This is a genomic window from Anabaena sphaerica FACHB-251 (assembly GCF_014696825.1).
Taxonomy (GTDB): Bacteria; Cyanobacteriota; Cyanobacteriia; order Cyanobacteriales; family Nostocaceae; genus RDYJ01.
Map to the genome: position 1 here is coordinate 163,337 of NZ_JACJQU010000008.1, position 14,483 is coordinate 177,819.

Consider the following 14,483-nt stretch of genomic DNA (forward strand, 5'->3'; position numbering starts at 1 on the left):
AATGTGAAAAATTATTTGACAGTGCTGTTCACTGTCTGTAAAACACGATTGACAACATCACTAGGAATTTTGGTGTAATTGAGGTCATCATTATATTGTTGACCATCTTTGAGTACCCAATTAATCCATTGTTTCACCGCGTTAGCTTTGGATGGATTAGCATACTGTTTATAAACCATCATCCAAGTCAGTCCAACAATAGGATAACCCTGTCCTGGATCTCCGACAAATACACGATAGTTATCTGGAAAAGTTACAGTTGATAAAGCTGCGTTTGCAGATGCTAAAGAAGGAGCGACAAATTCTCCCTTTTTATTTTGTAATTCTGCTGATTTTAGTTTGTTTTTAGTAGCGTAGTCATATTCAACATAACCGATAGAACCAGGAGTGCGAGCGACTAAAGCAGCTACACCAGGATTACCTTTACCTTTGAGGACGTTTTTTAAACTCCAATTAGGAGCAGTATTAGCGCCAATTCTACCTTTGAAATAACCACTGATAGCACTCAAGTGATTGGTAAAAATGAAAGTTGTACCACTACCATCAGCACGAACTACAAATTTAATTGGTTGATTTGGTAAGTTTACACCTGGATTATCCGCTTTAATTTGTGCATCATTCCAGTTTGTGATTTGTCCAGAAAAAATTGCTGGTAGAGTTTTGCGAGACAATCTAAGTTTGCTAACGCCTGGTAAATTGTAAACTACAGAAACAGCACCACCAGCGGTAGGTACTAATATGACTCCATTTTTAACTTTAGCTATTTCATCATCTTTCATGGCTGCATCACTACCACCAAAATCCACAGTTCCAGCGATAGTTTGACGAATACCACCACCACTACCGATCGCTTGGTAGTTAACTTTTAAGTCGGGATATTTTTTCTTAACTTCACGCGCATAACGTTCATAAAGGGGAGCCGGAAAAGTTGCTCCTGCACCGTTGATAGTTTCAGCTTTTGTGGTTGCTGTCAAAACAGGGCTAAATGCTACAGCCGCAGTTACGACCGAAGTAGTAACTACACGCTTCAAAATGGTTGTTGAAAAAGTCATACTACCTCGTGTTTAAGGAATATTTTCCTGACGGAATTACTGCCTTAAATAAGGTTGATACTTAGTGATTAACTGAAAATTAATACAAGTTAAAGAATAAGTTAAACTATGTTTAAATTTATGCCTTAAGGAATAGTGATTTTATTTATTGGTTGATGTTAATAGCGCAGAGTTAAGGAATTTCATGATTAGCGATCGCGTAAAATGCACTTACTTGAACAAGGCGATCGCCAAAATTTGAATGTCTAAATAGTAATTTAATATGAGCTTATATACAAATATAACGCAAATAGACTAGTTATGGGGAGAAAGTGAGGTATAAATAATCCCAGCAGGGTCATATTAGCAGACTGCCTGCTAGGAATGTAGTGTATAATATCGCCATGTTTGAGCGGATTAGCGTTTATTTTAAATAATGCCTATCCCTACTTACAATAACTATTTATAGGATAAAAATTGGTTAAGAACAATCATATAATAGGTTAAAATGCTGTTAAAGCTCTTTTCCCGATCCTTTCCCCAAACTTGCAAAATTACCAGGTTGAAAATATAAATCCCGGTTTGTGGTTCGTTGATTCTTATATTTTAGTAATCTAAATTAATGGTAAAGTTTCAAGGCTTCCCGACGGAGGCATTGATTACGGCCAAAACAATCTGGATATTCAAACATTTAAAGGTATGGCGCTCATAGTTCAGAAATACGGTGGTACATCTGTTGGTTCAGTGGAACGGATTCAATCGGTTGCACAGCGAGTTTACAAAACTGTACAAGCCGGAAATTCCGTTGTAGTAGTAGTTTCCGCGATGGGGAAAACCACCGATGGACTGGTTAAACTAGCTAATGAAATCTCTAAAAGTCCTAACCGTCGGGAAATGGATATGCTGCTTTCCACAGGGGAGCAAGTCACCATTGCTTTACTGAGTATGGCATTGCAGGAAATCGGACAAGCCGCCATTTCTATGACTGGCGCTCAAGTAGGAATTGTTACCGAAGCTGAACACACCCGCGCTCGGATTTTGCATATTGAAACTGAGCGTTTGATGGGGCAGATTAACGCAGGTAAAGTGGTTGTGGTCGCTGGTTTTCAAGGTATTTCTAGCACCAGAGGCATGGAAATTACCACTTTGGGACGCGGTGGTTCTGACACTTCCGCAGTGGCTTTAGCCGCAGCTTTGGGGGCAAATTTCTGTGAAATTTATACAGATGTGCCAGGGATTTTAACTACAGATCCGCGCCTTGTACCTGAAGCCCAGTTAATGACAGAAATCACCTGTGATGAAATGCTGGAATTAGCCAGTTTAGGTGCGAAAGTATTACATCCCCGTGCGGTGGAAATTGCCAGAAATTATGGTGTTCCTTTGGTGGTACGCTCAAGTTGGACGGATCAGCCTGGTACTTGGGTAACAACTTCTAGAACTCAAGAAAGATCGCTCGTTAATTTAGAATTAGCTCGTCCTGTTGATGCGGTAGAATTTGACATAGACCAGACCAAGATATCTTTATTGCGTGTACCAGATAAACCAGGGGTAGCAGCGCGGTTGTTTGGGGAGATTTCCCGGCAAAATGTCGATGTGGATTTGATTATTCAGTCAATTCATGAAGGTAATACTAATGATATTGCTTTTACGGTAAATACACTAATATTAAAACGAGCCGAAGCTGTTGCGTCCGCTATAGCTCCAGCTTTGAGAAATCAACCCAACTCAGATGAAGCTGAGGTGTTAGTAGAAACTAATACAGCAAAAGTGAGTATTGCGGGTGCGGGAATGATTGGCCGTCCTGGTGTGGCTGCTAAAATGTTTAGCACTTTAGCAGAGGCTAAAGTCAATATTCAAATGATTTCTACTAGTGAAGTCAAGGTGAGTTGTTTGGTAGATGCTGCTGATTGCGATCGCGCTATAGTTGCCCTATGTAATGCTTTTGAAATTACTGCTTCCCCTGCTGCGCTGCCATCTCCTGCTCCCGAATCTCCCGCAGTGCGTGGTGTCGCTTTAGACATGAATCAAGCTCGTTTGGCAATTCGTCAAGTTCCAGATAAACCAGGGATGGCAGCAAAATTGTTTGGATTGTTGGCAGAATATAACATCAGCGTAGACATGATTATTCAATCTCAACGCTGTCGGGTGGTTGATGGTGTAGCGCGTCGAGATATTGCTTTTACTGTAGCGAGAATGGATGCAGAAAACGCCCAACAAAAATTAACCCAAGTGGCGGATGAGTTAGGATGGGGTGAGGTAGTTTTGGATAGTGCGATCGCTAAAGTGAGTATAGTTGGTTCTGGCATGGTGGGACAACCAGGTATTGCAGCGAAAATGTTTACAGCTTTAGCCGCAAATAAAATTAACATCCAAATGATTGCAACTTCAGAAATTAAAATTAGCTGTGTTGTTGCACAAGATGAAGGTGTAAAAGCTTTGCAAGTTATTCATGCGGCTTTTGGTTTAGCTGGGAGTGAAAAATTTGTAGTCCCTGCATAAGATTGGGTTATTTAACAATAAAAAAAGATCCCCGCTTTATTTAATAAAGCGGGGATCTGATAGTTGTATAGTTACTGTTTGCAATTAATTTTCTAATACCAAATTAATATGAAGCTGCATAGAAAAAATTCAATAATAATTGACCGCAGATAAACACAGATAAAAATGGATCAATCAATAGACCTCTCCGGAAATATGGTAGAGACGTTCCGCCGGAACGTCTCTACAAGGGTTTCAAACCACGCACATTTAATTACCACCAGATGTCTAATGAATTTCAGGATTCTGTGCAGCCTCACATAAAATTGGAATAAGTCTATAGACATATATATTTAATATGCCTTTGGATGGAAGATATTAATCCTAAAAATATGTAACCTAGATGAAGGAAATCGGTTTGATTTCTAAAACTTATACTATTTATTTATGAAATGAAGATGCGCTTTATTCCTGGATGTAGAGAATTTATCTAACTTCTCTACATAATTTATTTGGCACAACCTCACATAAAATTGGAATAAAAACTAAATTTTTAGAATTTAATTCTTTGGATTTTTAAGGTTGAAAAAATAAAAATATAGATTATCACAGTCATCAATCATGAATGGATTAAAAGGCAAAAATACCCTCATCACCGGCGCAAGTTCAGGTATCGGACAAGCGATTGCTGTTCGTCTAGCACAAGAAGGTTGTAACATTGCCATTAATTACCGCAAAAGTCCTGCCGGTGCGGAAGATACAGAAGAAATGGCTTTGCAAAAAGCTTGTGCAGATATCGAAAATTGCGGTGTTAAATCGCTGCTAGTCCAGGGTGATGTTTCTCAGGAAGAAGATATTACCCAGATGGTTAATACTGTGATTGAAAAATTTGGCAGTCTTGATATTTTGATTAATAATGCCGGTATTCAAATTGAATCTCCATCCCACGAAGTCAAAACGGAAGACTTTGACCGTGTGATTGGGGTAAATTTGCGGGGTGCTTATTTATGTGCGCGGGAAACAATCAAACATCTGCTAAATCAGAATCGTTCCGGGGTGATTATCAATATTTCTAGTGTTCACGAAATTATTCCGCGACCAATGTATGTCAGCTATTCCATCAGCAAAGGTGGCATGGAAAACATGACTAAAACTCTAGCTTTGGAATATGCCCATAGAGGTATTCGTGTTAATGCTGTAGCACCGGGAGCGACGATTACACCTATTAATGAAGCTTGGACTGAGGACTTAGAAAAGAAGGCTGTTGTTGAAAGTCATATTCCTATGGGTCGTGCTGGTACTTCTGAGGAAATAGGGGCAGCAATAGCTTTTTTAGCTTCTGATGAAGCTGCATATATTACTGGACAAACTCTGTTTGTAGATGGTGGTTTGACGCTGTACGCAGATTTTCGGGAAGCATGGTCAGCTTGAAAAATAGGCGTTGCTGATTAAGAGTATGATTTTGTTTCACGCAGAGGCGCTCCAGTCACAGAGAGTAAGAAGTAAGAGTTTGAAATCACTGATTGATTTTTAAATTTCATACCCTAATTCAGCAACGCCGAAAAATAATATCAAGTTGGGCTAATTTCAGGTGAATGAACTACATTAAACTCACGAAAGTTACTATTTTTTATTCATGCAATTGTAGCTACAATTCTTAAAAGAATTGAGTTGATAATTGATAGAGTAATTGAACCTAGCACAGCACTCCAAAAGCCATAACGTAACCTAAACCCTGGTACTATTGCAGCTGCTATAGCAAAGATGATGGCATTCAGAATGAAAAAGAATAAGCCGATAGTGAGAATAATGAATGGTAAGGTAAAGAAAGTAAGAATTGGCAGCAAAATAGCATTCAAAATTCCAAAAACTATGGCAGAAATTGCCGCTTTACCAAAATCATCTATTTCGATGCCTAAAAAGGGCAGTTTAGAAATAATCAAAAAGCTAACAGCAGTAACTAGCCAGGTAAGAATAAGTCCTATCATAATAATGCCTCTGTTTTTTTATCATGATCAACTATCTGATGAAAAATTTCATCTATATTAAGGTAAGGATTCAGGAATCAGGAGTTAGAATATTTGTTTACAATTTAGCACACTCAGCATTAGTAAATGGAACTAACTATGAATTCTCGGTTCTGGGTGTAAAGTTGCTAATATTTCACTTTCCACAATTGCTAATTCATCGAGTCGCTGCATAACCTTTGCTCGGTCAAAATAGGTATCTGCTAAAACCCAATATGTGCCAAAATGTCGCGCTTCTGATGACATTAAACCACGATAAAATTTAGCTAATTCTGGTTCTGGACAGTTTGCTGCTAATAGTCCTAAACGTTCGTGACTACGGGCTTCAATTAAACCAGTTACGAGTAAATTATCTAGAAATTGCTCTGGTTCTTTTTTTCTGACTTGTGCTTTTAAACTTGAACCGTAAGGAGGTGCTGATAGTGCTGCGAGGGGAATATTACGACGTTCTAACCATTGGTTAACGAGTTCAAAATGTTCTAGTTCCTCACGAGCGATCGCTGTTAACTCCCTTACCATTTTAGTATTAGAAGGGTAACGAAACATAAAATTTAAGGCTACACCTGCGGCTTTGCGTTCACAGTGGGAATGGTCAAGTAAAATAATATCTAAATTTGCGATTGCTTGTTCTATCCAAGCATCACTGGTAGGTTGTTTGAGAGCGTTGATAGTCGGTAAAGGTGAACTTAGCACAATTAGTAATTGGTAATTGGTAATTGGTAATTGGTAAGAAATTAGTACCTATTATACCAATTTTATCTGAGGCTGTACAAAATTATCAAATCAATTGATTTATCCGTCTTTATCTGTGTTAATCTGCGTTTATCTGCGTTCAATTATTATTGATATTTGACTCTATACAACCTCAATGTAAATTGATATCAGGTAATTTTCCACTCTATATTTTAGATTAATTTCTTTACCAATTACCCATTACTAAATTACCAAGCTATTGGTTGACGATCTCTAAAAAAGTTACCCGTAGCACTTCCATCGGGAAGAGTCGCTAACCAAATAATAGTATCAACTCCTTCTTCTAGGGTACGGGGAGCTTCTGAACCTCCCATATCAGTTTTTACCCATCCAGGACAAACGGAATTAACTAAAATATTATTGATTTGCAATTCATTTGCCAACATCCGCGTGAGAGCATTTAACGCAGTTTTGGAAAGACGATATCCAGGATAACCACCGTCCATGTGTGTTAATTGTCCCATCCCAGAAGAAACATTAACAATTCGTCCATATTTTTGTTTTTTCATCAATGTAACTAAAGCCTTACTGACTCGAAACACACCATAAACATTAGTTTCCATTGTTTTTTGTAATGTTTCTATCGGAGTATCAAAAATGCTATTTCCTTCATCTCTTGAATCTATCGCGATACCTGCATTATTGATTAAAACATCCAGTTGTCCAAATTCTTCTTGAATGAAATCTGCTAATTGTTGGCAACTTTCATCACTGGTGACATCTAACGGATAAAATGTGATATTTAATCCTTCATTTTGTAAGATTTGCGTTGCCTTTTGACCTTTTGCTTCATCTCGACTGGTGAGAATTACATGATATCCTATTTTAGCTAATTGCCGAGATGCTTCAAATCCTAAACCGCGATTTGCACCAGTGACAACAGCTAATTTTTTGGTACTGTTCATGCTAATTTTTTCCTGAATAGTGAGGTGATTTACAACTTTCTATTTACTAAAGTTGCACTAGCTTGGTCAACTGGCATAAGTATGATTTCGTTAATATTAACGTGATTAGGTCTGGTGGCACAGAAAAATATTACATCAGCCACATCATCAGCAGTAAGGGGAGTAACACCTTCATAAACTTTTTTAGCTCGTTCTGTATCCCCATGAAAGCGCACTTCACTAAATTCTGTTTCCACCATACCGGGGTCAACGGAAGTCACACGCACAGGAGTACCTAACAAATCTTGTTTTAAGCCTTCAGTAATGGCTTTGACTGCGGCTTTTGTGCCACAATAAACATTACCACCGGGGTAAGTTTGATGTCCCGCAATGGAACCGATGTTAATTACATGACCATGACCACGCGCAACCATACCGGGGACGACGTAGCGGGTAAGGTAGAGTAAACCTTTGATATTAGTATCAATCATTTCTTCCCAGTCTTGAAAGTCACCTTCATGCAGTTTATCTAAACCGCGACTTAAACCAGCGTTGTTGATTAAAATATCAATTTCTGACCATTCGGGGGGTAAATTATTTATAGCAGATTCGACGGATGAGCGATCGCACACATCTAACTGGAGTAAATGAGTTTCTACACCATATAATTTATTTAGTTCCCATGCTTTTTCTTCCAACTTTTCCAAGCGTCGTGCTGCTAAAATCAGTTTGGCATTTTCACGCGCAAAGGCTTTAGCGCAAGCTGCACCAATTCCGCTACTTGCACCGGTGATTAATATAGTTTGGGTGTTGAGAGCAATCATTTTTAGTAGTTTTGTGGGTTATATTTTTTTATATCATGTAAAGGTGTAAAAGTAATGGAGTTAAGCTAGTTTATGCGGTGATATCCGCTAACTCTCTTATAACCTAGCAAGCAATATTGACCTCTCCCCCAACCCCTCTCCGACGCGGAGAGGGGAGTAAGATTTCTCCCCCTTCCCTTGTAGGGAAGGGGGTTGGGGGGTTAGGTTAGTATGTGTTGGGATAATTAAAATTTATTCTAAAGTGTCAAAGGTTTGCTACAAGCTATTAAAACTTTTCTAGCTATAAATTGAACCAATTCAATATCATATCCTAGCTTTTGAGCTTCTTTTGAAAATGGTAAAATTATATCTGGTTTACTGCTTTTTTGCGATGATTTTGTATGAACGATTTTACATCGTATTTTATAAATCCTATTAGCAGTTTCATTGATTATATCTGCATTTTGACTCTCTACCGAAATTTTTTCTGATGTAATTTCTTTGTATTTAGTCTTAAAAAAGTCTGTCCTTTCTGGATATTCCTTAAAAAAATTTATTAATTCTTGATTACTTAAACTGTGTTCAATTGCCGCTTTTAAAGCTTCTTGCTCATTTATCTCATAATCTTTATCTTTGAGTAGAGGCTTAAGTTCTTCAATTAGTCCATGTACTTTACCATCAGTATTTTGATGAAATGATGGATCTTTAAATGTTCTCTTTATTAATTCTGATGCTTTTTGTGCAGAAAATTTAGGAAAATAGAACTCAATTACTTGATAATAGCCTAAGTATTGTAAAAGTGGCATTTCTTTTGCTGTACTTGCGTACCAATACAAAGACATAGCATCTGTATCATATTCATATGTATGAAAAACAAGATAGTTTTTTCTATATCGGCTATATTTATTTTGAGTATCTTTTTCAATAGATAAGTACATCGAAATACCAGTTAACATATCTAATTGAAAAAATACAGCATTTGCAACTTTTTCTAAAATATTCTGAGCATAGTCATGACGTGAAACATCCACTCCATCTATCCGAAAAGTTAATACTTCAGGTAATTTAATACGTTTTAATAATGAAGATTCTGGTAATCGAATAGCTTCTAAAACTGAAAATATATTTGTACTAGACCCAATAGATAATTTTATATTTTCTGTCTGATCTTCACTAAACTTAATTTTAATCCTTGATTCATCTGATATTTCGTGTTTTGGGTCGAATTCCTCCGAATCTTCATCATGGCTTACTGTTGGTATTTTCAATGCACTTCTTAATCTGTTATAAAATGTTTTTGTTGCCAAAGAACCTAATAGATTTCCACCACCAAATCGAATTGATGCTTCAATATAACTATCTTCTGGTGAATAAAAAGCTTGGTATTTGCTAATACTATGAATATTTTCAAAAGGAATAGATAGCAGTAATTTTGCTATATCTACATCTTTTATAGTAAGATTCTTAGTGTCTCTTCCGGCTTTTAGCTTGACTATAATTCCATCACTAATAGTTGCTGGATTTATTTGCTCTGTTTGAAGATTAGCTTTATTACACCGGTCTAAAATTTCTGAAAATACTGAATTATCAATCCCTGATTTTGTAGTCATATTCAACACAAAGAAAGCAAAACATATAGTATAAAATATAACTTAACCTGTTAATGCTTTGTACTTCTTGAAGTTTAACTATTATTTAATTATTTAGTCTGGTACAGAAGGTGAGTCCATCCAGACCCACCCTAACCTAAAATTATACCAAAGCTGCTTCTCCTTACTAATTACCCTACCCTCATCCTCAAAACCAAGAATTTGATCACGTTAACAACATACTTTTCACATCTTCTAAAGACATTGAAACACAATCTTTTTCTTCTTCCTTAGCATCACGCAAATCCCTTAAATCTTCCAAATCTTCTAACAATTCCTTAATCTTCAAAAATTCCTCATAAGGTAATACAGCGAATTGTTTTTCACCATTTTTTATTAAAAACTCAGGATGTAATTCAATCATTCTTTAACCTCCTCTTACTCATAAGCTTTACTACGATGCTTAACCCTATACACGATTATAGTTTGTTCTTCTAATTCAAACAAAACTCGATAATCACCAACTCTTAAACGATATTCTGGAGTAAAATTTGTTAAGCGTTTCACATCTCCTTGGAAATCATCTTGCATTGCTTCAATTTTATTGATAATACGTTCTCTGTCATTTACAGGAATTTTCTGTAAATCTTTAATCGCTTTGGGTTTAAATTCTATTTGGTACTGCACATATTTTAACCTTTTTCAAAACATTAAGGTGAGTCCATGCGGACCCACCCTAACCAAAATTACACCAAAGCCGCCTGTTCCTCCTTAGAAATTACCCTACCTTCATCCTCAAAACCAACAATTTGATCAAAGTTCAAATACCGATACAAATTATCAGCAAAAGGATGAATTCTCTCCGCAACAATATCCATATATTCCTGCACATTAGGAATACGTCCCAACAACGCACAAACTGCTGCTAATTCCGCCGAACCTAAATACACCTGAGCGCCTTTTCCCATGCGATTATTGAAGTTACGAGTCGAGGTAGAAAACACAGTTGTGTTATCATCAACTCGCGCCTGATTTCCCATACATAAACTGCATCCGGGAATCTCAGTTCTCGCATTTGCATTGACGAAAACATTATAAACACCTTCTTCCTTTAATTGGTGTTCATCCATGCGAGTTGGAGGCGCTATCCACAATCTAGCTTTTACCTCACCTGCACCTTCTAAAACCTTCGCAGTTGCCCGATAATGTCCGATATTTGTCATACAAGAACCAACAAATACTTCTTGTACAGGATCATTGGCAACTTCCGATAATAACTTAACATTATCTGGATCATTAGGAGCAGCTACAATTGGTTCTTTGATTTCACTTAAATCAATTTCAATTATTTCTGCATATTCCGCATCTGCATCGGCTGACATTAACACAGGATTTGCTAACCATTCTTCCATTTTCGCCACACGACGCATAATGGTTCGCTCATCATGATAACCCCGTGCTACCATGTTTTTTAACAGGGCAATATTGGAACGCAAATATTCGGCAATTGTTTCTTCACTCAACTTAATTGTACAACCTGCACAAGAACGTTCTGCGGAAGCGTCGGTTAATTCAAAAGCTTGTTCAACTTTCAAATCTGGTAAACCTTCAATTTCCAAAATTTTGCCAGAGAAGACGTTTTTCTTGTTCTGTTTCTCTACTGTTAACAAACCTTTTTGCATTGCTACATAAGGAATTGCATTAACAATATCTCTCAATGTAATTCCTGGTTGCAATTCTCCTTTAAATCTTACCAAAACTGATTCTGGCATATCCAAAGGCATCACACCCAAAGCACCAGCAAACGCAACTAAACCAGAACCCGCAGGAAAGGATATTCCTAATGGGAAGCGGGTGTGTGAATCTCCACCTGTTCCCACGGTGTCGGGTAATAACATCCGGTTTAACCAAGAGTGGATGATACCATCACCAGGACGCAAAGCCACACCACCACGAGATGAGATGAAGTCTGGTAATTCCTGATGGGTTTTGATGTCCACCGGTTTGGGATAAGCTGCGGTGTGACAGAAACTCTGCATTACTAAGTCTGCACTGAAACCTAAACAAGCTAGTTCTTTTAACTCATCCCTAGTCATGGGTCCTGTAGTGTCCTGAGAACCCACTGTAGTCATGATTGGTTCGCAAGATGTCCCCGGACGTACCCCAGGTAAACCACAGGCTTTCCCGACCATTTTCTGCGCCAATGTGTAGCCTTTTCCGGTGTCGGCTGGGGCTTGGGGACGGATAAATAAATCGCTGGGTGCTAAACCTAATGCTTGACGGGTTTTGTCGGTTAGGGTACGTCCAATTAATAGGGGGATGCGTCCACCAGCGCGAACTTCGTCTAAAATGGTGTCAGGTTTGAGGCTGAAGGTAGAAATAACTTCCCCTGCTGCGTTGGTAATTTCGCCTTTGTAGGGATAGATGGTGATAACGTCACCGGTTTCCATTTTGGTGACATCGCATTGTATGGGTAATGCACCGGCATCTTCGGCTGTGTTAAAAAAGATAGGAGCGATCGCACTTCCTAATATATAACCCCCAGCCCGTTTGTTGGGAACAAAGGGTATATCATTTCCCAAATGCCATAATACAGAATTGATTGCAGACTTACGAGAGGAACCGGTTCCGACAACATCACCGACATAAGCAACAGGATGTCCTTTTTTCTTCAACTCTGCAATGGTTTCTAAACTTCCCGGTTGACGGGTTTCTAACATTGCTAAAGCGTGAAGGGGAATATCAGGTCTAGTTGTGGCGTGGGTTGCGGGTGATAAGTCGTCGGTGTTGGTTTCTCCTGGAACTTTAAAAACCGTAACGGTGATACCTTCGGGTAAAGTGGGACGAGAGGTAAACCATTCTGCTTCTGCCCAAGAGTCTACCACTCTTTTAGCGTAGGGGTTGGTTTTTGATAATTCCAAAACATCATGGAAAGCATCATACACCAACAAAATTTTACTCAAAGCGGCGGCGGCGTATGCGGCTATAGGTTCTTTTCCTTCCCCTCCCATGACCAGAGGTGTTTCGGAAGATGTAGACATGGAAACGGTAGCAACTTGCAGCAAATTAATTAAAGACTGCACATTGTAACCACCTACCATTGTTCCCAGCAATTCCACGGCTTCTATAGATGAAATTAAGGGACTGGTAACTTCTCTTTTAGCAATAGCAGTAAGAAACCCAGCTTTCACATAAGCTGCTTGGTCTACTCCAGGAGGAATGCGATCGCGTAATAAATTTAATAATACCTCTTCTTCACCTTTAGGTGGATTTTTCAGTAATTCACATAATGCTGATGTTTGTTGTGCGTCTAAAGGTAAGGGGGGAATACCTAGTTGTGCGCGTTCTTGGGTGTGTTGACGATATTCTTGTAGCATGGTTTCGGCTATTCTCCTCTAATGTCTTGTTTTCTTTATTTTATTGTAAAGGAATTGTTACAGGAGTTACGAATGGACGGAATTTGTTAGAAATAACAATTTATTAATTTACAGATTATGGTATTGAGTGGAAGGTTTGATATAGGTTATTATGGTTACATAATACATTTTTGGTTTTAAAAAATCATTAATATATGATAGATAAGGTGGGCATTTTTTTAGATATTGAAAATCTCGCTGGTTGGCTTAAATTAGATGGAGGAGAAACGCTACTTGATAGAGCTAGTGAATTAGGTAGTGTTGTAGTTCGTCGTGCTTATGGTGATTTTAGTTTAGCATCTGTTAGTAAAAGACAGTCTGAATTGAATTTATTAGGATTTGAGTTTGTTCATGTTTATCATCCAGTTAAAGGGAAAAATTCTGCTGATATACAAATTGTAGTTGATGTAATGGAATATTTAACAAGAGTTCCTGATCTTCAATGGTTTGTATTAGCTACAGGTGATGCTGATTTTTCTCCATTATTTAGAAGATTAAAAGAGTTAGGAAAATCTGTTGTTGGAATTGGTCCAAAATCTAAATTAAGCGAAGTTGTCAAAAAATCGTGTAACCGCTTTATTTATACAGATACAAATGTTGCAGACATTGACATAACTACATTTTCTATAAACAATAAAGAACTGCAAGAATCTTCTTTAGAACTATTAGAAAAGATTTTAAATAGAAATACTGATGAAATTGCTGTATCTGTGCTTAAAACAGCAATTTTAGAACTTGATCCTTCATTTGATGAAAGAAATTTTGGTTATTCAAAATTTTTATCATTCTTAAAAAGTGTTCCTGATATTGTTAGTTTAAGATTAGATAAACAAAAAACAACTTGGTTTGCTAAATCAGCAGAAGATAATAATGATGAAATAAAAATTTCATCTGAAGATCAAAACAATCAAAACCAAAATATACAACTACAACCTACACCGGATTTATATAAACGATTATTAAAGAAAATTGGATTACGATTATGCAAGAAAAAATTACTATGTGAAGCTTTTGTCAAACTCAATCAAAAGTTTAAAGATAAATTTAGCATATCAGAACAACTGGAATTTTTATTTGATACATTTGATAATCTTTATAGTCGTGGAGAAATTAGAGCAGCTTCTTTTCTTCTTTATAAATCTGGTTATATTTTTAAAAATGAAGATGTAAATGATACAGCTAATTTATCCTTAGCAACAACTTATTCTCAAGAAGAGATACTTATAAAAATTGACAAAATTATTTTATCACACATTTATTATCAATGTAAAAATAAAAATACCAAATTTATCACTGATTTATGTATATCTTTAATGATGAGTAATTTATTTAAAAATAAGATTAAAATTCAAGAGTTTATCTCCCAATGTAAATTAGATCAGAAGTAACTTAATCACTCAAAATCTCATTACCAACAATAACTACATCCTGGACATCCTGATTCAGACAATACCCAAATTAGCTACAATATAAATAACAAAATTGCCTCTACACTTACTTTA

At 37.1% G+C, this 14,483-nt stretch carries 12 protein-coding genes; 3 read left to right on the top strand and 9 right to left on the bottom strand.

Features of this window, described 5'->3' with window-relative positions:
* Window positions 1–11: 11 nt before the first annotated feature.
* On the bottom strand, window positions 12–1,052 hold the full coding sequence (pstS, locus tag H6G06_RS15445; protein ID WP_190561615.1) for a phosphate ABC transporter substrate-binding protein PstS: 1,041 nt from the start codon (window positions 1,050–1,052) through the stop codon (window positions 12–14).
* Between the two features lie 678 nt (window positions 1,053–1,730).
* Here pstS and H6G06_RS15450 point away from each other — a divergent pair.
* Complete coding sequence (locus H6G06_RS15450; protein WP_190561617.1) at window positions 1,731–3,530, top strand: aspartate kinase; 1,800 nt, start codon at window positions 1,731–1,733, stop codon at window positions 3,528–3,530.
* A gap of 600 nt (window positions 3,531–4,130) precedes the next feature.
* Window positions 4,131–4,940 (top strand): SDR family oxidoreductase, encoded by an 810-nt coding sequence (locus H6G06_RS15455; RefSeq protein WP_190561619.1) that lies wholly within the window; start codon window positions 4,131–4,133, stop codon window positions 4,938–4,940.
* Window positions 4,941–5,143: 203 nt separating this feature from the next.
* On the opposite strand, the gene H6G06_RS15460 is transcribed toward H6G06_RS15455, so the two are convergent.
* The 8 genes from H6G06_RS15460 to acnB form a co-directional block, all read right to left on the bottom strand.
* Window positions 5,144–5,497, bottom strand: a complete 354-nt coding sequence (locus tag H6G06_RS15460; protein ID WP_190561621.1) for a phage holin family protein — start codon at window positions 5,495–5,497, stop codon at window positions 5,144–5,146.
* 132 nt (window positions 5,498–5,629) lie between these two features.
* Entirely contained in the window at window positions 5,630–6,229 is a 600-nt protein-coding gene (locus tag H6G06_RS15465; protein ID WP_190561623.1) for a tRNA isopentenyl-2-thiomethyl-A-37 hydroxylase MiaE, read from the bottom strand.
* 248 nt (window positions 6,230–6,477) lie between these two features.
* Window positions 6,478–7,194 (bottom strand): SDR family oxidoreductase, encoded by a 717-nt coding sequence (locus H6G06_RS15470; RefSeq protein ID WP_190561625.1) that lies wholly within the window; start codon window positions 7,192–7,194, stop codon window positions 6,478–6,480.
* Between the two features lie 29 nt (window positions 7,195–7,223).
* Window positions 7,224–7,997, bottom strand: coding sequence for an SDR family oxidoreductase (locus H6G06_RS15475; protein WP_190561627.1), 774 nt, complete (start codon window positions 7,995–7,997; stop codon window positions 7,224–7,226).
* Between the two features lie 236 nt (window positions 7,998–8,233).
* Window positions 8,234–9,586 carry a hypothetical protein gene (locus H6G06_RS15480; protein ID WP_190561629.1) on the bottom strand — a complete coding sequence of 451 codons (1,353 nt, stop codon included), beginning with the start codon at window positions 9,584–9,586 and terminating at the stop codon, window positions 8,234–8,236.
* A 205-nt stretch (window positions 9,587–9,791) separates the two neighbouring features.
* On the bottom strand, window positions 9,792–9,989 hold the full coding sequence (locus tag H6G06_RS15485) for a type II toxin-antitoxin system Phd/YefM family antitoxin (RefSeq protein ID WP_190561631.1): 198 nt from the start codon (window positions 9,987–9,989) through the stop codon (window positions 9,792–9,794).
* Window positions 9,990–10,003: 14 nt separating this feature from the next.
* On the bottom strand, window positions 10,004–10,252 hold the full coding sequence (locus H6G06_RS15490) for a type II toxin-antitoxin system RelE/ParE family toxin (RefSeq protein WP_190561633.1): 249 nt from the start codon (window positions 10,250–10,252) through the stop codon (window positions 10,004–10,006).
* A gap of 59 nt (window positions 10,253–10,311) precedes the next feature.
* Complete coding sequence (gene acnB, locus H6G06_RS15495; RefSeq protein ID WP_190561635.1) at window positions 10,312–12,942, bottom strand: bifunctional aconitate hydratase 2/2-methylisocitrate dehydratase; 2,631 nt, start codon at window positions 12,940–12,942, stop codon at window positions 10,312–10,314.
* 194 nt (window positions 12,943–13,136) lie between these two features.
* On the opposite strand from acnB, the gene H6G06_RS15500 reads away from it, so the two are divergent.
* A complete protein-coding gene (locus tag H6G06_RS15500; RefSeq protein ID WP_190561637.1) occupies window positions 13,137–14,369 on the top strand; it encodes an NYN domain-containing protein in 1,233 nt (410 codons plus the stop codon).
* The last annotated feature ends 114 nt before the right edge of the window (window positions 14,370–14,483 follow it).